Raw genomic sequence first — 25,770 nt, 5'->3', positions numbered from 1 at the left:
CAGGTACACGTTCATAATTCAATAATCGTTAGTCGTTAAACGCAAATCGTCAATCATAAATCATACCAATTCATTCAAACTAAATCGTTATAGTTTCCCAAGTACAATTAAATTTAAAAATGGCATAGATATATGGTTTTTGTTTACTAATTTTACCTTGTAAAAAATAGAATATTAATGCCAAAAACAATAAAAAAATTAGCTGTTTTAACATCGGGTGGCGATGCCCCCGGAATGAATGCCGCCATTCGTTCGGTAGTTAGAACTTGTGCTTACCATAATATAAAATGTGTTGGAGTCTATAGAGGCTTTGAAGGACTTATTGAAGGTGATTTTAAAGAAATGGATGCACGCAGCGTTCGTGGTATTCTTAATAAAGGAGGTACCATTTTAAAATCGGCACGTTCAAATGAATTTAGGACAAAAGAAGGTAGGGAAGAAGCTTACAAAAAGGTAATTGAAGCCGAAATAGATGGTCTGGTAGTTATTGGTGGCGATGGTTCATTTACCGGTGCCATGGTTTTTAACAAAGAATTCGATTTCCCTGTAATGGGTATTCCTGGAACCATCGATAATGATATTGTTGGTACCACGCACACCCTTGGTTTTGATACCGCTTTAAATACGGTTGTAGATGCCATCGATAAAATTAGGGATACCGCAAGTTCGCATAACCGCTTATTTTTTATTGAGGTTATGGGGCGCGATGTGGGGCATATAGCCTTAAATGCAGGAATAGCCGGTGGTGCCGAGGAAATTTTAATACCAGAGGAAGATTTAGGGTTGGACAGACTTGTTGAATCTTTGAACAAAAGCAGAAAATCCGGTAAATCCTCAAGTATCGTTGTCGTGGCCGAAGGCGATAAAATAGGTAAGAACATCTTCGAGCTTAAAGACTTTGTCGATCAAAACATGGAAGGCTACGATGTGCGCGTATCTGTGCTTGGGCACATGCAACGTGGTGGTTCGCCATCTTGTTTCGACCGCGTTTTGGCCAGCAGAATGGGCCTTAAAGCAGTAGAATCTTTGCTTGAAGGCAAAACCAATTATATGGTGGGCCTTATAAACAACAAAATGGAATTAACCCCATTTGAGAATGCCATTAAAGGAAAAACAAAAATAAATTTAGAATTATTGCGTGTCTCAGATATTATGAGCACTTAACTTTTACAACAAAGATTATGTCAAAATTAAAATTAGGAATTAACGGATTTGGTAGAATTGGTAGAATTGCATTCAGAGTTGCAGTTGGAAGACCAGACGTTGAAGTTGTTGGTATCAACGATTTGTTAGATGTAGAACATTTAGCATATTTATTGAAATACGATTCTGTTCACGGTCGTTTTAACGGAACGGTTGAAGTTAAAAACGGTCACTTAGTAGTTAACGGAAAAGAAATCAGGATTACCGCAGAGCGTAACCCAGAAGATTTAAAATGGGATGCCGTAGGCGCAGAGGTTATCTTAGATTGTACAGGAATTTTCACTACCTTGGAAGGTGCCCAAAAACACATTACTGCGGGCGCTAAAAAAGTGGCTATTTCTGCACCATCAGCCGATGCTCCCATGTTCGTTATGGGTGTAAACCACGATAAAATCACTGCAAAAGATACCATTGTATCCAACGCATCATGTACCACAAACTGTTTGGCACCTTTAGCTAAAGTTATTAACGATAACTTTGGTATTGTTGAAGGTTTAATGACCACCGTGCACGCCACAACAGCAACCCAGTTAACCGTTGATGGCCCTTCTAAAAAAGATTGGAGAGGCGGCCGTAGCGCGTTGGCAAACATCATACCTTCTTCAACCGGAGCTGCAAAAGCGGTAGGTAAGGTAATCCCAGAATTAAACGGAAAATTAACCGGTATGGCCTTTAGGGTGCCTACTCCAGATGTTTCCGTGGTCGATTTAACCGTTAGAACCGAAAAAGCGGCCTCTTGGGCTGAAGTAAAAGCTGCATTGAAAAAAGCATCTGAAAACGAATTAAAAGGTGTTTTAGGTTATACTGAAGAAGCTGTGGTATCACAAGATTTCGTATCAGAATCCATGACCAGTATCTTTGATGCTGATGCAAGTATTGCACTTAATGATAATTTCTTTAAATTAGTATCTTGGTACGACAATGAATTTGGTTATTCAACTAAATTAGTTGATCTTGCACAACATATTAGCAAAATTTAAGTAAAAAACAAGTAGTAATGAGCTCCACAGATTTATTGTAATGATAATACAACTATCTGTGGAGTTTTTTTTATATAAAAAAATATGATTTTAATTGTTGATAGTGGTTCTACAAAAAGCGATTGGATCGCCGTAGATAGTAATGGTAAACAACTTTTGGAAAAGTTGAGAACAAAAGGGCTCAATCCTGAAATTTTAAAGGAAGATAAGCTAGTAAAAACAATTAAAAAAAATCCAGATTTAAAAGCCAACAGAAACAACGTTACGCATGTATTCTTTTACGGAGCCGGTTGTGGTACCGATCGTGGTAAGGAGTTGGTTTATAATGCGTTAAAAGAAGTATTTGTAAATGCAGCCATAAAAGTGGAAGAAGATACCATGGCTGCGGTTTACGGCACCATTAGCCATGACACGGAAGCTGCCGTAGTTTGTATTTTAGGTACAGGCTCTAATTGCAGTTATTATGATGGTTCGCAATTGCATCAAAGTGTTCAATCGTTGGGCTATATTATTATGGACGATGCCTCTGGAAACTACTACGGGAAACAATTGATCAGGGATTATTATTTCAACCAAATGCCCGAAGATATTAAAGTATCCTTTGCCAGTAAATATAACATGGAAGCCGATTATATCAAATACAATATTTACAAGCAGCCCAATCCCAATGCCTATTTAGCAAACTTTGCCGAATTTATGTTTTTAAATAAAGATTCGGAATATATTGTAGAACTCATCAAAACAGGCATTCGCTTGTTTGCAAAAAACATGATTTTGCAGTATAAAGAAGAAATCAAAACAGTGCCGGTACATTTTGCAGGTTCTATTGCTTATTTTGCCCAAGATGAAATTAAGGTAGTCGCTCAAGAAATGGGCTTTACCGTTGGAAATTTTGAACGCCGACCAATAGAAGGTTTAGTAGCGTACCATACCAAAAAATTAGCTAATAGTTAGTAATTTGAAAATAAAATAGTTGTTAAGTTGTTGGTTATTATAATTTTACAAACGTTAATAACTTAGTAGCGCAATAACGAAATTCTTTTTCAACGTATTCAATGCATACTGCAATATACATTTCCAATAAAGATGATAAACCGCAACTTATTGAGCACATCATACATGGAAATAGTATTGTAAATCTCTCGAATTTAAAAGGGGCGCTTTTTTCTGAAATAACCCTGGGTTTGTTTATTGAAGAAGAAATAATACACGGGTATTTTGATGTGCAAACCGCCACCAAAAATAGTTTGTTACATTCTTCCGAGGGCGAACGAAAACAAGCTTTATTGCAACATCTCATTTCTAAAAAGCCTGAATACCTTATAGTTGATAATGTTTTTGGGAATTTAGATATTTTGAAACAAGCCGCCATTCAAAAAACGCTAATCGATTTAAGCGCTTCGGTAAAAATCATTCAAATTACCAATCGCATTGCTGAAATTTTACCTTTTATTGATAAAACCTATCAACTTAAAGATGGTAATCTGTTGGAATTCAACACCATTGAAGCTTCAAAATCAAAAAATGCCATAACATTTGTGGAAGCTTTGCCAAAACCATACCAACCCGTTTCAGAACCTATAAACCCGTTAATCAAATTCAATAAGGTTTCCGTAGCCTATGGCGAACGCCCCATTTTAAACGCTATTTCATGGGAAATTAAACATGGTGAGTTTTGGCAACTCATTGGTGCCAATGGTTCGGGCAAAAGCACTATTTTAAGCATGATTTACGGCGATAACGCAAAAGCCTACGGGCAAGATATAACCCTATTTGGCATAAAAAAGGGCAGTGGCGAAAGTGTTTGGGACCTAAAAAGGAAGATTGGATATTTTTCCTCGGAAATGTTACGCGGTTTCAAACGTTTGGATGCTGTAGGGAATATGATTGTTTCTGGTTTTTTCGATTCCGTAGGCCTGTATAAAGAACCCACCAACGCGCAAATTAAAATTACCGAACAGTGGTTGCATGTTTTGCAACTGTTCCATTTAAGAAAACAACCTTTTTTGTCCTTATCAAAAGGGCACCAACGTTTGGTGCTTATTGCACGGGCCATGGTGAAGCAGCCCCCATTACTTATTTTAGACGAACCCACCAATGGTTTAGACGATTTTGACGTGGCCCTTTTTACCGCACTCATCAACAAAATTGCTAAAGAAACCGACTCTGCCATTTTGTATGTTTCCCACCGAAAAGAAGCTGGTTTAACCCCCGATTTTATTTATGAATTAACAACCAGCGACCAAGGTTCTACGGGAAAAACAATAAAATAATTAAGACATTTTTAGTGTTAAAAAAGCAGATTAGTTTTCTATTTTCAGTAGGAAAAATTAATTATATTTACAGGATAGTAGCAACAATAAAACTAATTATTTACTGACGTGTTTTTTGGTTATGGGGAATGGATGTTGGGATATAAAAGGATTTGTTCATAATTTTGACAAAAAATCGAATGAAGAAATTACCTGAAGATATAAAGGTTTTAAAACGTATAGGCGAAAGATTGGATTCGTTAATGAAAGACGCCTACACATCTGTTGAGATTAGGTCAAATGAATTATATGAATACGCAATTAAAGACAAATATCTATCTTCTAAATTTTATAATCAGAGAGAATTTAATCAATTTTTAAGAAAGCAACACGACAAAGGCTATCTTAAACAGATAATTCCAAATTGCAGAGTTGACGATACAAATAGAGAATTTTTTCAGTGGCATTTTAGAAAAAAAAGCCAACCAAAAAAAGAAAATAAAGTTAAAAGTGGAATCAATGGGAATTACATCCACTTTAGAAGTAATTTAAATATTCAAACTTCGGATAATACCTTTGTTCGGTCAGAACAGGAAAAAATGATTTATGAAAGTTTGATTAAGCACGAAGAATTAAATATTGTCTATGACTATCCTTTGGTTTATAAAGGAAAAAGAAAAAATGTTGATTTTTTTATTGAGAATCTTAAAGATAATACGGAATATTATTGGGAACATCTTGGAATGACAAATGATGAAGGTTATTTATCTAAAATACCAAAAACTATAAACTGGTATCAAAATGCTGGATTTAAAAATATTGAGGAAGAAAACGGAAATTTAATCTTCACTTATTACAAAAATTTAAATATTTTTCAGAGAGAAATTGTTAAATACATTTCCAAAATACTAAACACGAATCTATCTTTCTCCAAAGACAAAACTGAAAACGGAAATTCTGATATTCCTTTAGTTGAAATTTATTTAAGTGTCAAACTTGACGACTCAAATGGTAAAGGAATGTATGCTTTGTTATTAAAACACGAAAGAAACAATTTAAAGCACCAAAAGAATTTTACAAAATCATTTTATTTAGCATCAAAAGAAAAAATAATTTTAAGTGCAATTTCAGATGGATTATCTAAACTAAAAAAGACAGCAAATGTCAAGATTTATCTCAATTCAGATAAATTGATTAAAGTTTTAAACCAAGAAGAAACAATAAGTAGTGAATATTCAGAATTAATTGAGAATATTATTAAATTCAGTTGTAAACATCAATTATCATTTAGAAAAATAGTTAATCCATTGAAAAATAGATATTATTTAGAAACAGAAGAATTATTAATAGTAGAATAAAATAACTGTGGGCAACCCCCCCCGCTACCGCACGAATCCTTTCGTGTGGATTTAAAATAATAATTTCCTGCTATCATTATGAAAAAAAGCATAAACCATGAGTAGAAATTACAAGTTTCATAATCCTAAAGGTTTATATTACAGTAGGATGGCTAGATGTTTTCACGAGAAATGAATATAAAGATTTGTTTTTGGAGAGTTTGTCGTATTGTCAAAAAAATAAAGGGTTAGAAGTTCATGCTTGGTGCATTATGAGTAATCATGTTCATTTAGTATTTAGGAGCATAAATAATCAAAAACCAGAAGTATTGATAGGCGATTTAAAACGGTTTATCAGTAAATCCATAGTGAAAAATATACAAGAAAACCCAAGTGAAAGTAGAAAAGAGTTCAAATGTAAAACACTATCAATTTTGGAGACACAATAATAAACCAATTGAGCTTTGGAGTAATAAGGTTATTCAACAAAAAATAGATTATGTACATAATAATCCAGTAGAAGCAGGATTGGTTTATAAACCAGAAGATTATGTTTATAGTAGTGCTATTGATTATGCAGATCAAAAAGGGCTTCTAGAAAACGTAGTCGTTTTTAGAATGTTTGATTGCGGTAACATTTGAAATGTGCAGATTAAAACAAATCGCAAAGAATATTTTCGTAATTTTGAAAAAACGAAGCTTATGGATTTACAAACAAGAAAACTGAACTTGATATCTTACCTTGCTCAACTGCAAGACGAAAAATTCATTGAACGAATAGAAAAGTTTATTTTAAGAAAACAGGAGCACACATCTGACTTTAAGCCATTTACAGTTGACGAGCTAATTCACAGAATTGAACAATCTGAGAATAATTTTAAAAACGGAAAATTTAAAACTCAAGATGAGTTAGAACGATTATCTGCAAACTGGTAATAAATGAAAATAATTTGGACTGATTTTGCTATCGAAAATCTTAAAGATATTTTTGATTATTATTCAAATAAAGTGTCTAATAAAACTGCCCACAAAACAAGAAAACAGATTCTTAACGCAACCAAACAACTAATCAAAAATACTGAGTCTGGTCAATTTGAATTAAATCTAGAAAATTTAAAGCAAAATCACAGATATTTAGTTAGCGCAAACTACAAAATAATTTATCGAATTAATCAAAATCAAATTATCATTAATGACGTTTTTGATACTAGACAAAGTCCAATTAAAATGAACGATGAAAATCGTAATAAAAAATAAAACTATCGCCAGCAATGGCTATAAGTAATTGCTTGTACTCGCCATCTTCTGAAATTCCCCCGCTACCGTACGAATCCTTTCGTGTGGTTTGCATATAAAAAATCCCAATCTGAATGTAATATTGTTATGAGTGGTCAAATTTAACCTCATTTTACATTGAGTTTTATAAATTATCCTAAATGATTTGTTTCATAGCAATCGTTTTTTTCAAACAAAATCATTCTGAATACACCCTATTTTCCTGCTCGTTAACCCTAATAAAGGTGGTGCGTTTGGTTAGTTCTTTTAAGCGTTGTGCGCCCACGTAGGTACAGGTGCTTCGTAAACCTCCTAAAATATCCTGTACGGTCGCTTCAACATCACCTTTATAGGGAACTTCAACGGTTTTGCCTTCGCTCGCTCTATATTCTGCGACACCGCCCACATGTTTATCCATAGCCGTCGATGAGCTCATGCCATAAAACTTCCTATAGGGTTTTCCTTCTTTTTCAATAATATCGCCGCCGCTTTCGGTATGGCCAGCAAGCATGCCACCCAGCATAACAAAATCGGCACCGGCACCAAAAGCCTTGGCAATATCGCCAGGAATGGCACAACCACCATCGCTAATTATTTGTCCGCCCAAACCATGTGCAGCATCGGCACATTCTATAATGGCAGAAAGTTGCGGGTAGCCAACGCCAGTTTTAATACGTGTGGTACATACCGAGCCCGGACCAATACCAACCTTAACAATATCGGCGCCCGAAAGCAAGAGTTCCTCGACCATTTCACCCGTTACCACATTGCCCGCTATAATTACTTTATCGGGGTAGCGGTCGCGGGTACGTTTCACAAATTTTGCAAAATGTTCGGAATAGCCATTGGCTACATCAATACAGATGAATTTTAAATAGGGATGCTGCTTAAAAATTTCTGCCAACAGCTCCGAATCGTTTTTACTTATGCCCGTACTTACGGCTATATAGTTCTCGATATCAAGTGGTTTGTTTTTGGAAAACACATTCCAATCTTTCATGCTGTAATGTTTATGGATGGCCGTAAACAGTTTTTTTTCCGCAAGGGCACGCGCCATTTCAAAGGTGCCAACGGTATCCATATTTGCAGCCATTATCGGGATGCCTGTCCATAAAAACGGACTGTGCAAAAACTTAAAATCGCGTTCTAAATTAACTTCCGCCCTGCTTTTTAATGTGGAACGCTTCGGACGAATCATTACATCCTTAAACCCTAATTTTATATCATATTCTATGCGCATGCCTTATTAATTTATCGTTACTTTGTAGGCGTATTTTTTATATGATAAAGTTATAAAAACAAAACACATTATAAAGGTTAATTATTATATTTATAAATATGTTTGTTATAAAACCGTTCCAAATCCATGAGATTTTATCTGCAGTTTCTAAAATCCATTAAAACCAAAAAGCTATTATCGGCAATTATTTTAGCGTCTATATTTTTTGTTTTGTTGTTGGGCTTTTTTTTCCTTAAAAACAAACTAAGCCCTAGCAGTTTAATTGTGTTTTTGTTTGCATTTGCCATTGTGCAAATTTTGGTCTTGCAATATTTTTTTAAGAACCAGTTAAAGAACGATGTTGTAAAATCGCATTTAAGAACACGGATAGAGGAGTTGAAGCTAGATTTGGAAGAAGCCAACAAGCTTACCGATTACAAATCGGTGTATTTGGCAAATATGAGCTACGAAATCCGCACTCCGCTCAATACGGTAATTGGGATGCTGAACATGCTGAAACAAACCGAATTGGACGCCGACCAAACTGCGCAGGTAGAAATTGCCGAATATTCCTCACAGCATTTGTTGCAACTTGTAAATATGGTTACCAATAATACCGATGTTGAAACGGGCGGTGCGGTGTTAAACTTATTGGCAATTGATCTGAAAGCAGATTTGTCGCATCTTTTTAAGGTTTTTGAATACCAAGCCTGGGAAAAAGGCTTGCAGTTTGAATACCGATTTTTGGAGAACGACAAACAAAAATTTTCACTTTTGGGCGATTCGGTGCGAATTCAACAGGTGCTTATAAATTTAATAAACAACGCCATAAAGTTCACCAATGCAGGAAAAATTTCCATTATAATCGACCAAACCGTTAATATCGACGATTACCAAATGGTAACCTTCTACATCAAGGATACGGGCATTGGCCTGCGCCCTCACGAGGTGAAACAAATTTTTGACGACTCGAAAAATAGTGAAACCACTTCTTTTATAAAAGACTTTAGAGGCGGTGGCATGGGGCTTTCCATTTCGCACCAACTTGTAAAGCTAATGGGTGGCGAGCTTAAATTGGAAAGTAAGGAAAACGAAGGCTCTACCTTTTATTTTACCTTACAGCTCAAGAAAACCCTAAACATTCAAGCTGAAAAAGTAAATTTAAAACCTGTTTTGCTCGATAAGTTTAACGTTTTGGTGGCCGAGGACAATAGAATGAACCAAAAGGTAATTAAATTTTTACTGGAACAACAAGGTGCCGATTGCACCTTTGCAAAAAATGGTTTGGAAGCGGTTGAACTGTACAAAATACTGGATTTCGATATGGTATTCATGGATATTTACATGCCAGATATGGATGGTTACCAAGCCACAATGGCCATTAAGGAAACCGATAAATATTTAGAGTTAAAAACCCCCATTATAGCGGTTTCAGCCAGTGCTTTTGAAGACGATATTGAAAAAGCCAAACATGCAGGAATCAACCACTTTTTGGCAAAACCCATTGAAGTATCAAAACTTAAAGCGTTGTTGAAGACCTATTCAAAAAAAAACATGCCATGACAGCATCAGTTACTTAACTGCAATAAGGCTAATTTCAACATGTACGTTTTTGGGCAAACGGGCTACTTGCACGGTTTCGCGCGCTGGGGCACTAGCCTCCTCAAAAAAGCGGCCATAAACGTCGTTTATTTTGGCAAAATCATCCATGTTACTAATAAAAATTGAGGCTTTTACCACATTTTCAAAAGTCATGTTGGCAGCTTCTAAAACCGCTTTTAAATTATGCATAACTTGCATGGTTTCCGTTGAAATATTATCCAAAACAAGTGCGTTCGTTATAGGATTAATGGCAATTTGCCCCGAAGTATATAAGGTGTTTCCGCTTAAAATAGCTTGATTGTATGGCCCAATAGGAGCAGGGGCGCTTGGTGTGTTTATTATTTTTTTCATATTGAAGTTTTTTATGTCACGAATGCAGGACTACATATTGATGAATTCTAACAGCATCCTTAATTTTCTAATGCCTCATGCCTCATGCCTAATGCCTAATGCCTAAACCTTAAAGCCGTAAATCAGGCTGGTTGCGTTTCTCGTATTTTAAATCCTTTAAGATACTCGATTTAATACCTATAAAGAAATTCCATGAACTTCTATCGCTAAATGGCACCCAACTAAAATTCATGCGCCAGCTCATTAAATCGCGTTCAAACCGCAATTGGGTATAGGTGAAGCCGGCGTTTTTTAAATCGTAGCCCGAAGAAGCGCCTATGGACCATTTTTCGGATAATTTAATATCCCCCGAAAACATGAGCGAATGTGATGATATTTCGTTTTCCCGCCTGTTATTCGAATAATTTAGAGCGTAGGCAATGCGTAAGTTCCAAGGGATGTTGCTATGGTAAAACTCACTGGGTTGTTCTTCCTCTTCTTCATCATCCGGATTCATTTGTTCGTTTGCAAAGTCTTCCGAAACGCCAAACAAATCATCGGCCCGTCCGCCACTGCGTAGGTTTTCCTCTATACCCTTTTTGTTTTTTTCTTTATCGCCCCCTTTTTTGCTCGATAAGGACCAACTGGTGGTTAAATTGGCACTGGTTAATCTAAAAAGGCTTCCACCGTTTTCAATGTTATATTTATCAATGCGGTTATTGTTGTTGTCTAGGGCATAGGGGTCTAGGGTAGCACCAAAATTGATGCTCATTTTATTGTCGAATATTTGTGTGCCGCCACTCATTCTTACGGGGCTCCATTGCAACGAATCGCCCGCAAAGTTATAGGAGGTACTAAAATTCAAATTATTCAATAAAATGATTTTTTTGGCCTCGGTAGCGGTGGTGTCCTTATCGCGAACCTTGGCTTCAATGTTGTTGGAAACCGAAATGCCCATAGCGCTGGAAAAGGCATTGCCGGGGCTGCCAAAAATGCCTTGTTCAAATCGGGTGTATTCTGCTTCACTTTTAGTTACTCCGTCGGCACTTACCACTTCAAAACTATCATAATATTTATCAAATGCAGGATTGATATTGTAGCTTATGGAAGGGCGAATGATGTGTCGGATGGCCTTGATTTTTCTGTCGGTGCCTTCTTTTTCAAAATTAAACATCCCGTAAATGGTGGTTCCTAAACTGGTACTGAAATTGTAGGTTCTAAAGGCGTCAAAACCTTTTACATCTTCGGTAATTGTTTTTTGGGTGGTGGCATCAAACGATTTTTTTATCGTGTTAAACGTCCAAACCTCATTAAAACTACTACTCGCACTTAAGCTAAAATATTTGAACAATTTAAAATTGGTACTAAGCGGGATACTGTGCTGAAAGCCTGCCAATGCATCGTTAAACATTTCTTTTTTGAAGAAGATGGAATCGCTGGTATTGATTCTGTTTTCACCGCGCACGCTATATTGCAAGTTAATATTTTGAATGATGCCCTTTTTTGAACCTGTTTTTGATGCAAAAGGGTAAATTCTGCCCAAACTTCCCTGAAAGGTTGGAAGGGTCATGTTTATTTCTTGGGTGTTGGTGTTTTGCGAATGTGTTGCCGTTAAACTAATGTTCGCCTCGGGTACTGTTTGGAAGGTTTTTGAATATGATACCGACGACGATAGGGTGTTATTTAAAAAGGCCCCCGAGTTGATCTGGTTTACCGAATTGCGGTAATATTTGCTGCTCCCTAAGTTTACCGAAGCGGAAAACCGCGAGTTGGGATTCGATTTTCCGTCTTGGCTGTGCGACCAACGGATATTGTAAATAGTCGATTTTGAATAATCGGGAAAACCACGTTCACTGTTTATCAGGTTTTCATATCTAAAACCGAAATTTCCACGAAACTTATAGCGCTTGGCATAGGTGCTTTCGGTACGCAACCCATAGCTGCCATTGGTGTAATAATCGCCCAAAATGGCCAAATCCACATAATCGTTAATGGCAAGATAGTATCCACCGTTTTGTAGAAAGTAACCACGGTCGTTTTGTTCGCCAAAACTGGGAATTAAAATACCTGAAGTTTGTTTTTCAGACTGTGGAAAAAAACTGAACGGCAACCAAACGGGTGTTGGTATATCGTAAATATATAGGCCCGCTGCCCCGGTAACAATTTTTTTTCCGGGTACAATTTTAGCTTTTAGCAACCTGATATAATATTCCGGATCGTCTAAGTTTTCGGCAGTAGTATATTTGGCATTCTTTAAAAAATAAACCGAATCGTTTTCCTTTTTGGTCAATGAAGCTATGATGGTGCCTTCGCCCTGTTCCGATTTTGAATTGTAAATAAGGGCTTTTTTGCTTTTGGTGTTAAACAGAATGGAGTCGGGCTCAACCACGTTACTGCCCTGAGTAAATACGGGCTTTTGGGTGTAGCCACCAATGGAATCGATTATTCCCTTGGCATACACCGTGTTTTTGGAATAATCGATGGTGATATCGCCGGCAGCAATATTCATGTCGCCATAATCAATGGTTGCCTCGTTGCGCAGGTACAGTTTATGTTCTTTTTGGTTAAACTTGGTGTAGTCGGTAGCGTGGTATTTTACCGTATGCTCCAAAAGTTCTTTTTTGGGTTTTATGGAATCCTTAAGCGTAGAATCCTGTGCCTTTTCTGAAGTTTGTGAAACCAACAAGCTATCGGCCCTCACAACAATACTGTCCTTAACGCTTTTATTAATGGCAGCATCGGGTTTTGGGGTGTCTTGTGCGAAGCTTAACGTGTTAATAAACACTGTAAAACTAAATGCAAAAAGTATTTTAAAGTTGTTTGTGTGCAACGCTTTTAAATGTATTTTTGTAAAAGTATGGCTCGATTTTTGAAAAGCCAAAATTACATATATTTTTCTGTGATTAATTTATTATTCAATTAAAATTTAAAATTAAACTAGGGTCGCTTGTTAACACTAAATAAACCACGTTTTTAATTTTTAATTTTACGCGATGTTTTTAAAACTTAAATAATGACTTAAAACCCGAAGGTATATTAAAACCATTAAAACCCTATAATTTATCCCATGAGAACGAACAGCGTATCACTTTTCGTATTATTTATAGTCGCATTAACATATTCCTCATTAGCAATAGCAAACAATAGCCCCCTAGACCATCAATTTGTGGTGGTTTTGGATGCTGGCCATGGCGGACACGACCCGGGCAATACAGGAAATGGTTACAAAGAAAAAGATATAGCACTAAAAATTGTATTGGAAATAGGAAAGCAACTGGAAAGAAACCCCAATATAAAGGTTGTTTACACACGTGAAACCGATGTGTTTGTCGATTTGTTTATGCGAGGTCAAATTGCCAACAAGGCCAAAGCCGATTTATTTGTGTCGGTACATTGTAATTCCCACCGCTCTGAAGCACATGGTACCGAAACGTTTGTGTTGGGTACGCACCGAAACCAAACCAATTTTGAGGTTGCCAAAAAGGAAAACTCGGTAATATTTCTTGAGAGCGATTATAAAAGTAAATATGGTGGTTTCGACCCCAATTCCCCAGAATCTGTAATGAGCATCTTAATTAGCCAAGAAGAATATTTAGATCAAAGCATCATGTTGGCAAGTTTCATACAAAATAGTTTCACAAATAAACTTAAACGAACCAATAGGGGCGTAAAACAAGCAGGATTTATTGTTTTGCACCAAACCGTTATGCCTAGTGTTTTGATAGAAGTGGGCTTTTTAACCTACAAAGAAGAAGGAGCTTACCTAAATTCCGCAAACGGACAAATGCAAATGGCAACTTCCATAGCCAATGCCATACTGGAATACAAACATAATTTGGATGGCAATGTGGGCGATTTTAAATACAGGATGTGCCCGATACCGCTTCAGCCCAAGAAACCAATACGAAATTACCCGATATTCCTGAAAATAAACCTAATTTGGTTACCGCAAAGGAAGGCGTTACCTTTAAGGTGCAAATTGCAGCCACAGCTAAAGCCATTGAAACCAAACCAAATAATTTTAAGGGCTTGCGGAACATAACACGTGAAAAAGAAGGCGGTTTGTATAAATATTTCTACGGAAATACTACCAATTATGAGAACATCAGAACGATGGAAGAGGAGGCTATGAAAAAAGGATACAAAACCAGTTTTATAGTTGCTTTTAAGGATGGAAAAAAAATAAGCATTACCGAGGCATTAAAAACAACCACCAATTAAAGAGTTTCTTTTTTAAATTTATTTTAAATTTGTACATCTAAAACCATTATTTTGAAAATATCAAAAGAAGTTAAAACGGGCATACTAGTAGTATTGGGAGTGTTACTTTTTATTTTTGGGTTCAATTACCTAAAAGGCATAAACCTACTGGAACCAACCAATGTATTTTATACCGAATTCGATTACAATGCCCTTGATAAATCCTCGCCAGTTACCGTTATGGGCAATACCGTTGGGAAAATTCAGGATATTGTTTACAATTATGATACAGGTAAAACAAGGGTGTCCTTTACCGTTAGCGAGCAATTAAAATTCTCTAAAAACAGTACCATTAAAATGTACGAAACCGGTTTAATGGGCGGTAACGCTTTGGCCATTCTTATTAGTAACGAAGGAGAACAGGCAAAACCGGGCGATTTTTTAAAATCTACCGTCGAATTTGGTTTGGTAACCAATCTTTCCAAAAACTTTTCTGGAATAAGCGATAATTTGGATGCTACCTTAAAATCAACCGACACTTTAATGGTTAGCTTGAACAAGTTGGTAACCGACAATTCCGCCGAAGGTTTAAAACAAACCATTGCAGAATTGAACACCACCTTAAAATCCTTTAAAAACACTTCAAATGCCGTTAATAGTGTTATCTTAAAAAACGACAAGAACATTGCAGAGGTTTTAGAAAACTTTAAAACTACCAGTAAAGATCTAGCCGTTTTAATCGCTCAATTAAAGGATGCCAATATGGGCGAAACCGTAGCATCGCTTCACAAAACCCTCGATAATCTAAACGCGGTGCTTGCAGCTGTTGAGCGCGGTGAAGGTTCTGTTGGAAAACTTTTAAAAGACGATGCCGTTTATAATAATTTAGAAGGGGCAACTTTACAATTAGAACAACTTTTACAGGACATGAAGCTGAACCCCAAACGCTATGTGCATTTTTCTTTATTCGGAAAAAAACCAAAACAATACGATGCCCAGGGCAATGAAATTAAAAATAAAGGCTAATTAATATCCTATGAATTACCTTTTCAATCTCCTTTTTCTAGCAGTCCTCGTTATTGGCATAGGTTATTTTGCAAAAAACGTAAAAAAGCTTATTCGGAACATTCAATTGGGGCAGCCAATAAATGTAAGCGACAACAAATCGCAACGTTTAAAAAATATGGCAATAATAGCTTTAGGGCAGAGCAAAATGGTACGTCGCCCCATTGCCGGCATTTTGCACCTAGTTGTTTATGTAGGCTTTATCATTATTAATATTGAAGTTTTAGAAATCATTATCGATGGAATATTTGGAACGCATCGAATAGGTTTAACTATTTTGCCAACAGCGGTTTACGGATTTTTAATTGGCACTTTTGAGGTGTTGGCGGTATTGGTTTTTGTATCGGTTATCATTTTCTGGATGCGAAGAAATTTCATAAAACTGGCCCGTTTCTGGAAAAGTGAAATGACCAGTTGGCCAAAAAACGATGCCAATTACATTTTGTATTTTGAAATGGTTTTAATGGGCCTGTTTTTAATCATGAATGCTACCGATGTTCATTTTCAAAACATCCATTCTGGCAATGTAATTAGTCAATTTATAGCGCCATTGTTTGAAGGTTTATCCGCAAACACACTTCATATTATCGAGCGAAGTGCATGGTGGCTGCACATTACCGGTATTTTGGTATTTTTAAATTACCTGTATTTTTCAAAACACCTGCACATTTTACTGGCGTTTCCAAACACATATTACGGCAAGATTGCGCCCAAAGGTCAACTAAACAATGTCGCTTCGGTTACTAATGAAGTCAAATTAATGCTCGATCCCAATGTCGATCCGTTTGCTTCACAACCTGAAGGAACGCAACCTGATGTACCGGCAAAATTCGGTGCCAGCGACGTTCAAGATTTAACCTGGGTACAACTTTTAAACGCCTACAGCTGTACGGAATGTGGCCGTTGTACCAGCGAATGTCCTGCAAATTTAACGGGCAAAAAACTATCGCCCCGTAAAATTATGATGGATACCCGCGACCGATTAGAAGAAGTTGGGAAAAACATCGATGCCAACAAGGGTACATTTAAAGACGATGGTAAACAGCTGTTGGGCGATTATATTACCCCTGAAGAGCTTTGGGCCTGTACCACCTGCAATGCCTGTGTAGAAGCATGCCCCATAAGCATCGACCCGTTATCAATCATCATCGAAATGCGTCGTTATCTGGTTATGGAGCAAAGTGCTGCCCCTACCGAACTTAATAGCATGATGGCCAACATTGAAAACAATGGTGCCCCTTGGCCTTACAATCAAATGGATAGGTTAAATTGGAAAGACGAATAATAGTATAATTTGGGCGTTACCAATCCCGATTGCTATCGGGACAAAATCCCTAACGCACACAAAATAACAAACAAAAGCACGCTATGAGTGAATTACTTAAAGTGCCAACCATGGCAGAATGTATGGCAGAAGGCAGGCAACCAGAGGTATTATTCTGGGTTGGTGCAGCTGGAAGTTATGACGATCGGGCCAAAAAAATAACCAGGGCATTTGTGAAAATCCTAAACAAGGCAAAGGTAGATTTTGCAGTATTAGGCACCGAAGAAAGCTCAACCGGCGATGTTGCCAAACGCGCAGGAAACGAGTTTTTGTTTCAAATGCAAGCCCTTTCAAACATAGAATTGTTAAACGCTTACCAAGTTAAGCACATCGTTACGGCCTGTCCACATTCATATAATACCCTAAAAAATGAATATCCAGAACTTGGGGGCCATTATAACGTGCAGCATCACACCCAATTTATTGCCGATTTAATTAAAAATAAGCGTTTAACCATTGAAGACAATTCAAACTTAAAAGGCAAGCGCATCACATTCCATGACCCGTGTTATTTAGGTCGTGCCAATAATGAATACGAAGCCCCAAGAACCCTATTGAAAAATTTAGGCGTTGAATTGGTTGAAATGAAGCGCAACCGAAGAACGGCCCTATGTTGTGGCGCTGGTGGCGCACAAATGTTTAAGGAACCAGAAAAAGGCGATAAAGATATTAACGTGCTTAGAACCGAGGATGCCCTTGAAACCCAAGCGAGCATTATCGCAACGGGCTGCCCGTTTTGCAATACCATGATGACCGATGGTGTAAAGGCCAAGGAAAAAGAAGCATCGGTGAAAATATATGATATTGCGGAATTAATCGCAAATGCCCAAAATTTATAAATTCTGAATTCAAAAATCGTAAATCAAATAAATGTTAGTAGATTTTAATACCCTGCCCGAAGAATCACGTGTTTGGATTTACCAAGCAAATCGCTCGTTTTCCGAAGAAGAAATTGAAGAAATACAATCAAAATTAGATGTTTTTATTGAAAACTGGACAGCACACGGCAGTGATTTGTATGCAGGCTATCTCATTAAATATAAACGGTTTATCATTATTGGTATCAATCAAAACTTAAATAAGGCTTCGGGTTGTTCCATTGATGAGTCGGTACGTTTTATTCAGCAATTGGAAAGTCAATATAATGTCGATTTATTGGATAAAATGAACGTTTCATACAAACAGGGCGATTTTGTAGCTTACAAAACGCTGATTGATTTTAAACAAATGGCAAAAGATAAGGCCGTTTCAAAAAACACCATTGTTTTTAACAATTTAGTAACCACCATTGCCGAATTTAACGAAAGTTGGGAAGTACCCGCAAGCGACAGTTGGCACAGTAGGTTTGTAAAATAAAGTATGCAATCCTTTATCGCAAAACTTAAAATTAAACGTTCATATATTAAATAAAATAAGCAGTTTTACAGCTCAAAAAAGGTATAAAATAATATGGCAAAGGAAATTTTCCTATTAAATATTTCTGGACAGGACAAGCCAGGGCTAACATCAAGTTTAACAGGCGTTTTGGCCGAATATGGTGCCAAGGTACTCGACATAGGGCAGGCAAATATTCACGATACTCTCTCATTGGGTATTTTATTTGAAATACATTCCGGCGCAAAATCGGCCGCCGTTTTAAAAGATTTGCTTTTTAAATCGTATGAACTTGGCATCAAGGCAAAGTTCACACCCATCACACTCGAAAATTACGAAAAATGGGTTACGCTTCAAGGAAAAGACCGCTATATTGTTACTATTTTGGGCGAAAAACTAACGGCTGAACAAATTTCGGAAGTAACAAAAATAATCTCAGAGAAAAACCTGAATATCGATTCCATAAAACGGCTTACGGGTAGAACATCTTTACTTAAAAAAGAAGAATATCCACGAGCTTGCATCCAACTTTCAATTAGGGGGCATATTGATGATAAACGTGAGTTTACCGAAAAATTCATGCAAATTTCAAGAGATTTGAATGTTGATATTGCTTTTCAAGAAGATAATATTTACCGCCGAAACCGTCGTTTGGTGTGTTTCGATATGGATTCAACCCTAATTCAAGCCGAAGTTATTGATAAATTGGCAGAATTGGCAGGAGTTGGCGATGAAGTAAAAGCCATAACCGAACAAGCCATGCAAGGTGAAATAGATTTTACCGAAAGTTTTACCAAGCGCATGAAGCTGTTAAAAGGGTTAAGTGAGGATGTGTTGCATGATGTTGCCGTAAACCTGCCACTTACCAAAGGCGCAAAAAGATTGATAGATACCTTAAAAAGTTACGGTTTTAAAACCGCCATTTTATCGGGTGGATTTACTTATTTTGGCCACCATTTACAAAAGGAATTGGGCATCGATTATGTATTTGCCAACCAACTTGAAATTGTTGATGGCGTATTAACGGGCGGCTATTTGGGTGAAATTATTGATGGCAACAAAAAAGCCGAATATCTTCAAAAATTAGCACAACAGGAAGGCATTGATATCAGTCAAACCATTGCAGTGGGCGATGGCGCCAACGATTTGCCCATGCTCAATCTTGCAGGTTTGGGCATCGCCTTTCATGCAAAACCTACCGTAAAGGAAAATGCGCAAAGTTCCATTTCAAGCATTGGACTTGATGGTGTTTTGTACCTGTTGGGCTACCACGATAGGCATATCGATTTATTGGAATAACCTGAGCTTATTCGTTAATTGTTGAAGCGACTGTTTAATTGGATTTAATATAAATTACAATCCTTCAAAATATTAAATATTATTTCGCGTTATTTTTTAATGGTTTCTTTTTTTATTTAGTGGTTTTTTAATGTTTCAATTATAAATTTTTAGCCGTTTGAAAACAAAAGCCTATTTGCTATACGTTGCATTTTTTAGCTTGTCATTTTTTGTTGGTGCACAAGAGTGGACCACAAATTTTGAAGAGGCAAAACAGGTTGCATCAAAAACCAACCAACATATTGTGCTGGTTTTTCAAGGTTCCGATTGGTGTGCACCCTGTATGAAATTAGACAAGGAAATTTGGAACACCAAGGAATATCAAGATTTAGCAAAAAATCATTTTGTAATGCTAAAAGCCGATTTTCCCAGAAAAAAAGCGAACAAACTTCCTTCAAACTTAGAATTACAGAACCAAAAACTTGCCGAAACTTATAACAATCAAGGCTATTTTCCTTTTGTGGTTGTTTTAGATAAAAACGGAAAAGTACTAGGAAACATGGGGTACGAAAAAATAACCCCAACACAATACTACACTAAGTTAGCTTCATTTATAAAATAATGTTAAAAAGTATCTGTAATGCCCTGCTTATTTTAATGACACTTGCTGCCACTTCTCAAAACGTTTATGAACGAACGTTGAAACTTATGGGAAGCCGTTTTGATATTACGGTGGTTGCAAATTCTGAAACGGAAGGCAATCAGTATATAGATTTGGCAGTTAATGAAATAGCAAGAATTGAAAAATTGATTTCTTCATGGGATGCCCGTTCCCAAACTTTAGAAATCAATAGAAATTGTGGAATAAAACCCATTATTGTTGATGAAGAACTGTACCAATTAATCAAGCGTTCCTTAAAAATATCAAAACTTACCAATGGTGCTTTTGATATTAGTTACGCTTCAATGGATAAAGTTTGGCATTTTGATGGTAGCATGACTGAAATGCCTTCGGAAGAAGCCATTAAAAACTCCGTTTCAAAAGTAGGTTACCAAAACATTATTCTAAACGACGAAAATCATTCTGTTTTCCTAAAGTTAGCAGGTATGAAGATTGGTTTTGGTGCTATTGGTAAAGGGTATGCAGCCGATAAAGCCAAAGCGTTATTACAGCAAAAAGGGGTTGTGGCAGGTATTATAAATGCTTCTGGCGATTTGAACACATGGGGAAAACAGCCCGATGGCAAAGATTGGATGGTAGCCATAGTGAACCCGTTAAATAAAAGCAAGGTTTTTTCATGGTTACCGGTGCATAATAGTGCGGTAGTAACTTCGGGCAATTACGAAAAGTATGTAACCCTAAACGGTACTTTATATACGCATATCATCGACCCCAGAACGGGTTACCCAAGTACTGGCATATTAAGCGCTACGGTTTTTGCGCCAAACGCCGAAGTGGCCGATGCCTTGGCAACCTCCATTTTTGTAATGGGTGTAGAAACGGGTTTGGATTTTGTAAACCAACTTAAAGGTGTAGAATGTGTTATTGTTGATGCTGATAATAAATTACATACCTCCCAAAATATTAATTTAAAACCTATTGATTAATGAAAAAGTTAACAATGCTTGTTCTTATAGCAATGGCATTTACATCGTGCACCGCTGTTAAAGAATACGAAAAAGTAAATTTGAGCGACCCCGATATGGTGTTGTCGCAAAAAAAAGTCAATCGGTTTGAAACAAATTTCCAAGTGTATCGCGAAGGTGCATCTGGCGCAAATGGTGGTAAATCTGGCGGTGGCTGTGGTTGTAATTAAATAATTATGAAGATGAAAAAGCTTATATACTTGCCAATTTTACTTTTTGCTGCACTAGGAATTGCTCAAGAAAACCAAGCCACTTTTAAAAAGCGTGTTTTAGAAACTACGGAAGTCGATTTTTTAACAAGCTATTATACCCAAGATGGAAATAACGCCTCTGTAACGGGTGGTATTGGAACAGAAAAACTTTCCGATTTTACGCCCACCATTGTAATAAGCATGCCTTTAAATGCCGATGATGTGCTTACAATAGATGTGGGAATTTCGGCATACACCTCGGCTTCTTCAAGTAACCTAAACCCGTTTGATATTAGTGGGGCCTCACGAAATGGTGGTGGTGATGACGACGATGAAGATGATGACAGAAATGCTGCAGGGAATGTTGTAGGAAGTCCATGGGTGGCTTCTTCTGGTGCTTCGCGACAAGATGTTTGGAGTAATGTGAATTTGGATTATTCCCATAGTTCGGATAATAGAAACACGGTTTGGAACGCGGATGTTTCATTAGCAACCGAATATGATTATTTTTCATTGGGTTTTGGTGGTGGCATACTTAAACAGTTCAATGAAAAAAACACTACACTAGGTGTTAATACAAAAATATATTTGGACACATGGATGCCAAAATACCCAACCGAGTTAGATTCGTATCTGGAAGTAAACGGTAATTTAAACCAAGGTTTTTTTGAAGGTATCACAATTTTAGATCAAAATGGTAATGCAAGTACAGGTTGGAACCCTATTTCGGGTTTTAAACTTATAGACAATAAGGGTAGAAATTCCTATTCACTATCTTTTAGTTTTTCACAAATATTGAATAAAAATGCACAGGTTTCGTTGTTTTTTGATGTGGTTCAGCAAAAAGGCTGGCTTTCAAACCCAATGCAACGTGTGTATTTTGCTGATGTTGCCAATTATTTTATTGGAAATGCCTCAAGTATAAACAACTACACGTCGCCCAACAATAAAGATGTTTTTCAATTGGCTGATGATATTGAGCGTTTACCCGATACGCGATTTAAGATGCCATTTGGCCTGCGCTTTAATTATTATTTCAATGAAGTCGTTACCATGCGAACCTATTACCGCTATTATTTTGACGATTGGGGTATAAAATCGCATACTGCAAGTATCGAATTGCCCATTAAAATCTCATCAAAATTCACCCTTTATCCAACGTATAGGTACTATAACCAAACTGCTGCCGATTATTTTGCGCCTTTTGATGAGAATATTTCCACAAATCAGTATTATACGTCCGATTATGATTTGTCTAAATTCAACGCCAATCAATATGGTTTCGGCATTGGTTATACCGATATTTTTACAAAATCGCACATTTGGAAACTGGGTTTAAAAAGCATCGATTTAAAATACAATAACTATAAACGCAACACCGGGTTAAATGCCAATATTGTTTCTGCTGGTGTTAAATTTGTTATGGACAACTAGTGTTTATAATCTTTTATAAATCTATCTTAAAGTTTTTTAATCTTCATCTTAAAAGTAGTATTTTGGCATGATTATTTATGTTGCTATTGCAATATATTGCTTAATCCATCCTTAAATATGCGTCAAATTCTATTATCAGTAGTTTTTCTATATACAAGCCTTTCAACCTTTGCACAAATTTCAGTCAACCCATTAATTTCTATTGATGCCAAAGCACAACAAAAATGGGTTGATAGCGTGTATGCATCCATGACTTTAAAAGAACGGGTAGGGCAGTTATTCATGGTACAGGTTATGTCCAATCAAGATACGATTGCCAAGAATAAAATTGTAAAATTGATACGCGATTACCGTATTGGGGGCTTGATTTATTCGTTGGGTGGCCCAGTAAGGCAAGCTAAATTGAATAATGAATTGCAGTCACTTTCTAAAATACCGTTATTGATTGGTATGGATGCGGAATGGGGCTTGGGCATGCGCTTGGATTCTACCTACTCCTTCCCTTGGAACATGACGCTTGGTGCCATAAAGGACAATGCTTTAATTGAACGCGTGGGCAAGCACATAGGTGAACACTGTAAACGCCTAGGGGTTCATTTTAACTTTGCCCCGGTAGTTGATATTAACACCAATCCGTTAAACCCCATAATTGGCAATCGGTCGTTTGGGGAAGATAGGGATAATGTTACCGAAAAAGCTGCGGCATTTATGAAAGGCATGCAAAACGCGGGTGTTTTGGCAAGTGCGAAACATTTTCCCGGACATGGCGATACCGATCAAGATTCCCATAAAACCTTGCCAACCATCAGTTTTAACGAAAAACGGATTGATTCGGTTGAATTGTATCCATATAAAAAATTAATCAACCACGGACTTTCAAGTGTAATGGTAGCCCATTTAAACGTACCTAGCTTGGAGCCATCGGGCTATCCTTCTTCCTTATCAAAACAAATTGTTACCACCATTTTAAAGGAACGATTGGGTTTTAACGGTTTGATTTTTACCGATGCATTAACCATGAAGGGCGCATCCAATTTTAAAGAAAAAGGAGCTATCGATTTGGCTGCGTTTCAGGCAGGAAACGATGTGCTGCTCATGCCAGAAGATGTTGGCGTTGGCGTTACCGCACTCATGGATGCCTACACCAATGGCACCATTACCGAAGCCCGTTTGGAACATTCGGTCAAAAAAATTCTACTAGCAAAATACAAGGTAGGCTTAAACCGCTACGAACCTGTTGGCTTAAGTAATTTGTCGGGCGACTTGAATCGATTGGAAGATAATATCCTTTATGAAGAACTGTTGGAAAATGCCATTACCGTTGTAAAAAACAAACAAGAGGTATTGCCCTTGAGTCATTTGGAAGAAAAAAACATTGCTTATGTTAAGATGGGAAGTGATGATGGCAGCGCTTTTTTGGATGAACTGAAAAAATACACCAAAGTACATGTGGTTGAAGCGACCATGTTGGACGAGCTTATGGCGAAATTACAGGATTATAATACCGTGATTGTAGGTTTGCACAATTCCAACGAAACACCTTGGAAAGCGTACCAATTTACAGAAACCGAATTAACCTGGTTATATGAAATAGCCAGAACGCACACCGTTATTCTTGATGCGTTTGTGAAACCTTACGCACTTTCTGATTTAGCAACGATTGAAAATATTGAGGCTATTGTGGTGAGCTACCAAAACAGTATTATCGCTCAACAAAAATCGGCACAACTTATTTTTGGCGGCATAGAGGCCAAAGGGGTGTTGCCCGTTTCCATTGGTACCTATTTTAAAGCGGGCGAAGGGATTTCAACCAAATATTTAGCTCGTTTAAGCTATACCATTCCCGAACGTGTTGGTATGGATTCTGAAAAATTAAAAAAAATAGATGCCATGGCGCAATCGGCCGTAGATGGTATGATGACGCCCGGTATTCAATTGGTTATAGCACGAAAAGGGAAGGTGTTTTATAGCAAAAACTTCGGAAAACCCACTTACGAAGGGAAAGAATTGGTTACCGACGATGCTATTTACGATGTAGCTTCCCTTACCAAAATACTGGCTACCTTGCCGTTGCTCATGGAACTGGAAGAAAAAGGGGTGGTAAGTTTAGATACCAAGCTTTCACAAATGCTACCAAGCTATAAAAAATCAAATAAGGCAAACATCACATTAAAAAGCATGTTATCGCATTATGCACGCCTAAAACCATGGGAACCTTTCTATTTGCATACCTTGGATGGCGATACAAAACTTCCCAGCGAAAAATATTATAGAAAGGAACGTAGCCAAAAATTCAATATTGAAGTGGCCAATAATTTATATTTACGCTCCGATTATCAAGATTCCATTCAAAAAATCATCAAAGATTCCAAACTATTGGATAAGCTTGCCTATAAGTATAGCGATTTACCTTATTACATTTTAAAGAAATATATTGAGAACTATTACGACCAAACATTGGATGTTCTTGCTGAAGATCATTTTTATAAATCGTTAGGCGCAAACCATACTATGTACAACCCATACCATAAAATAAGCAGCAGTAAAATTATTCCCACCGAAATTGACGATTATTACAGGCATCAAGAGATTCGTGGTTATGTGCACGATATGGGTGCTGCCATGCAAAACGGTATTGGCGGGCATGCAGGTATATTCAGCAATGCCAACGATGTTGCTAAAATTATGCAAATGTACCTTCAAAAAGGCTTTTATGGTGGAAAACGCTATTTTAAACCAGAAACACTCGATAAATTCAATACCTGTTATTTTTGTGAAAAAGGCAACAGAAGGGGCATCGGGTTTGATAAACCACAGTTAGGCGAAGATGGCCCAACCTGTGGCTGTGTATCGCTTAGCAGTTTTGGGCACTCAGGTTTTACGGGAACCTATGCTTGGGCAGACCCTGAAAAAGAAATCGTGTATGTGTTCTTAGCCAATAGAACCTACCCCAATGCAGGAGATAATGCCCTATTGAAATCGAATATTAGAACAGAAATACAGCGCTTAATTTACGAAGCGATTATTGAATAAGGACAATAAACAACAGAATATAGACA

25 protein-coding genes are annotated in these 25,770 nt (G+C 37.1%); 22 read left to right on the top strand and 3 right to left on the bottom strand.

The genetic code is table 11. From position 1 onward, the window contains the following. Positions 1–177: 177 nt before the first annotated feature. The 9 genes from pfkA (at position 178) to GQO80_RS02440 (ending at position 7,029) form a co-directional block, all read left to right on the top strand. The gene (gene pfkA, locus GQO80_RS02475; RefSeq protein ID WP_157206674.1) at positions 178–1,164 is read left to right on the top strand and encodes a 6-phosphofructokinase; all 987 of its coding nucleotides are present in this window, start codon (positions 178–180) and stop codon (positions 1,162–1,164) included. Positions 1,165–1,181: 17 nt separating this feature from the next. Beyond that, complete coding sequence (gap, locus tag GQO80_RS02470) at positions 1,182–2,183, top strand: type I glyceraldehyde-3-phosphate dehydrogenase (RefSeq protein WP_157206673.1); 1,002 nt, start codon at positions 1,182–1,184, stop codon at positions 2,181–2,183. An 84-nt stretch (positions 2,184–2,267) separates the two neighbouring features. Further along, positions 2,268–3,137, top strand: a complete 870-nt coding sequence (locus GQO80_RS02465; RefSeq protein WP_157206670.1) for an N-acetylglucosamine kinase — start codon at positions 2,268–2,270, stop codon at positions 3,135–3,137. A 101-nt stretch (positions 3,138–3,238) separates the two neighbouring features. Further along, complete coding sequence (locus GQO80_RS02460) at positions 3,239–4,456, top strand: ATP-binding cassette domain-containing protein (protein WP_157206668.1); 1,218 nt, start codon at positions 3,239–3,241, stop codon at positions 4,454–4,456. Between the two features lie 179 nt (positions 4,457–4,635). Then, positions 4,636–5,793, top strand: coding sequence for a hypothetical protein (locus tag GQO80_RS02455; protein ID WP_157206666.1), 1,158 nt, complete (start codon positions 4,636–4,638; stop codon positions 5,791–5,793). A gap of 185 nt (positions 5,794–5,978) precedes the next feature. Further along, entirely contained in the window at positions 5,979–6,221 is a 243-nt protein-coding gene (locus GQO80_RS15945) for a transposase (RefSeq protein WP_317163210.1), read from the top strand. Then, on the top strand, positions 6,166–6,414 hold the full coding sequence (locus tag GQO80_RS15940) for a hypothetical protein (RefSeq protein ID WP_317163209.1): 249 nt from the start codon (positions 6,166–6,168) through the stop codon (positions 6,412–6,414). The genes GQO80_RS15945 and GQO80_RS15940 overlap by 56 nt, the downstream gene beginning before the upstream one ends. Positions 6,415–6,474: 60 nt before the next feature. Next, positions 6,475–6,708 carry a hypothetical protein gene (locus tag GQO80_RS02445; protein WP_157206664.1) on the top strand — a complete coding sequence of 78 codons (234 nt, stop codon included), beginning with the start codon at positions 6,475–6,477 and terminating at the stop codon, positions 6,706–6,708. 3 nt (positions 6,709–6,711) lie between these two features. Continuing rightward, on the top strand, positions 6,712–7,029 hold the full coding sequence (locus tag GQO80_RS02440) for a type II toxin-antitoxin system RelE/ParE family toxin (protein ID WP_157206662.1): 318 nt from the start codon (positions 6,712–6,714) through the stop codon (positions 7,027–7,029). A 217-nt stretch (positions 7,030–7,246) separates the two neighbouring features. Here GQO80_RS02440 and GQO80_RS02435 read toward each other — a convergent pair whose 3' ends face one another. Further along, a complete protein-coding gene (locus tag GQO80_RS02435) occupies positions 7,247–8,287 on the bottom strand; it encodes a GMP reductase (protein WP_157206660.1) in 1,041 nt (346 codons plus the stop codon). Positions 8,288–8,413: 126 nt separating this feature from the next. Here GQO80_RS02435 and GQO80_RS02430 point away from each other — a divergent pair, with 126 nt between their 5' ends. Then, positions 8,414–9,829 (top strand): ATP-binding protein, encoded by a 1,416-nt coding sequence (locus GQO80_RS02430; RefSeq protein WP_157206659.1) that lies wholly within the window; start codon positions 8,414–8,416, stop codon positions 9,827–9,829. 9 nt (positions 9,830–9,838) lie between these two features. Here GQO80_RS02430 and GQO80_RS02425 read toward each other — a convergent pair whose 3' ends face one another. Together GQO80_RS02425 and GQO80_RS02420 are read right to left on the bottom strand one after the other, a co-directional pair. Continuing rightward, the gene (locus tag GQO80_RS02425) at positions 9,839–10,219 is read right to left on the bottom strand and encodes a Rid family detoxifying hydrolase (protein ID WP_157206656.1); all 381 of its coding nucleotides are present in this window, start codon (positions 10,217–10,219) and stop codon (positions 9,839–9,841) included. A gap of 109 nt (positions 10,220–10,328) precedes the next feature. Continuing rightward, on the bottom strand, positions 10,329–13,079 hold the full coding sequence (locus GQO80_RS02420; RefSeq protein ID WP_157206654.1) for a putative LPS assembly protein LptD: 2,751 nt from the start codon (positions 13,077–13,079) through the stop codon (positions 10,329–10,331). A 186-nt stretch (positions 13,080–13,265) separates the two neighbouring features. Here GQO80_RS02420 and GQO80_RS02415 point away from each other — a divergent pair, with 186 nt between their 5' ends. From GQO80_RS02415 to GQO80_RS02365, 12 genes are all read left to right on the top strand, one after another. Then, positions 13,266–14,240, top strand: a complete 975-nt coding sequence (locus GQO80_RS02415) for an N-acetylmuramoyl-L-alanine amidase family protein (protein ID WP_317163207.1) — start codon at positions 13,266–13,268, stop codon at positions 14,238–14,240. Beyond that, positions 14,228–14,419: a hypothetical protein gene (locus tag GQO80_RS15935; RefSeq protein ID WP_317163206.1), complete on the top strand. Its 192-nt coding sequence runs from the start codon at positions 14,228–14,230 to the stop codon at positions 14,417–14,419. Before GQO80_RS02415 ends, GQO80_RS15935 begins: the two co-directional genes overlap by 13 nt. Before the next feature lie 51 nt (positions 14,420–14,470). Further along, complete coding sequence (locus GQO80_RS02410) at positions 14,471–15,424, top strand: MlaD family protein (RefSeq protein ID WP_232333098.1); 954 nt, start codon at positions 14,471–14,473, stop codon at positions 15,422–15,424. Positions 15,425–15,434: 10 nt separating this feature from the next. Then, the gene (locus GQO80_RS02405) at positions 15,435–16,748 is read left to right on the top strand and encodes a (Fe-S)-binding protein (protein ID WP_157206653.1); all 1,314 of its coding nucleotides are present in this window, start codon (positions 15,435–15,437) and stop codon (positions 16,746–16,748) included. Between the two features lie 83 nt (positions 16,749–16,831). Then, complete coding sequence (locus tag GQO80_RS02400) at positions 16,832–17,626, top strand: (Fe-S)-binding protein (RefSeq protein ID WP_157206651.1); 795 nt, start codon at positions 16,832–16,834, stop codon at positions 17,624–17,626. A 31-nt stretch (positions 17,627–17,657) separates the two neighbouring features. Beyond that, on the top strand, positions 17,658–18,143 hold the full coding sequence (locus tag GQO80_RS02395; RefSeq protein ID WP_157206649.1) for an ABC transporter ATPase: 486 nt from the start codon (positions 17,658–17,660) through the stop codon (positions 18,141–18,143). Between the two features lie 93 nt (positions 18,144–18,236). After that, the gene (serB, locus tag GQO80_RS02390) at positions 18,237–19,460 is read left to right on the top strand and encodes a phosphoserine phosphatase SerB (protein WP_157206647.1); all 1,224 of its coding nucleotides are present in this window, start codon (positions 18,237–18,239) and stop codon (positions 19,458–19,460) included. A 157-nt stretch (positions 19,461–19,617) separates the two neighbouring features. After that, positions 19,618–20,061, top strand: coding sequence for a thioredoxin family protein (locus tag GQO80_RS02385; protein ID WP_232333097.1), 444 nt, complete (start codon positions 19,618–19,620; stop codon positions 20,059–20,061). Beyond that, on the top strand, positions 20,061–21,047 hold the full coding sequence (locus tag GQO80_RS02380) for an FAD:protein FMN transferase (protein ID WP_157206645.1): 987 nt from the start codon (positions 20,061–20,063) through the stop codon (positions 21,045–21,047). Before GQO80_RS02385 ends, GQO80_RS02380 begins: the two co-directional genes overlap by 1 nt. Next, on the top strand, positions 21,047–21,256 hold the full coding sequence (locus GQO80_RS02375; RefSeq protein WP_157206643.1) for a DUF4266 domain-containing protein: 210 nt from the start codon (positions 21,047–21,049) through the stop codon (positions 21,254–21,256). The genes GQO80_RS02380 and GQO80_RS02375 overlap by 1 nt, the downstream gene beginning before the upstream one ends. A gap of 12 nt (positions 21,257–21,268) precedes the next feature. Next, the gene (locus tag GQO80_RS02370; protein ID WP_157206640.1) at positions 21,269–22,711 is read left to right on the top strand and encodes a DUF3570 domain-containing protein; all 1,443 of its coding nucleotides are present in this window, start codon (positions 21,269–21,271) and stop codon (positions 22,709–22,711) included. 117 nt (positions 22,712–22,828) lie between these two features. Beyond that, the gene (locus tag GQO80_RS02365) at positions 22,829–25,744 is read left to right on the top strand and encodes a glycoside hydrolase family 3 N-terminal domain-containing protein (RefSeq protein ID WP_157206638.1); all 2,916 of its coding nucleotides are present in this window, start codon (positions 22,829–22,831) and stop codon (positions 25,742–25,744) included. Positions 25,745–25,770: the final 26 nt, after the last annotated feature.

Source organism: Mariniflexile maritimum, from assembly GCF_009746565.1.
Lineage (GTDB): Bacteria > Bacteroidota > Bacteroidia > Flavobacteriales > Flavobacteriaceae > Mariniflexile > Mariniflexile maritimum.
This window is presented reverse-complemented; position numbering and strand designations above follow the sequence as displayed.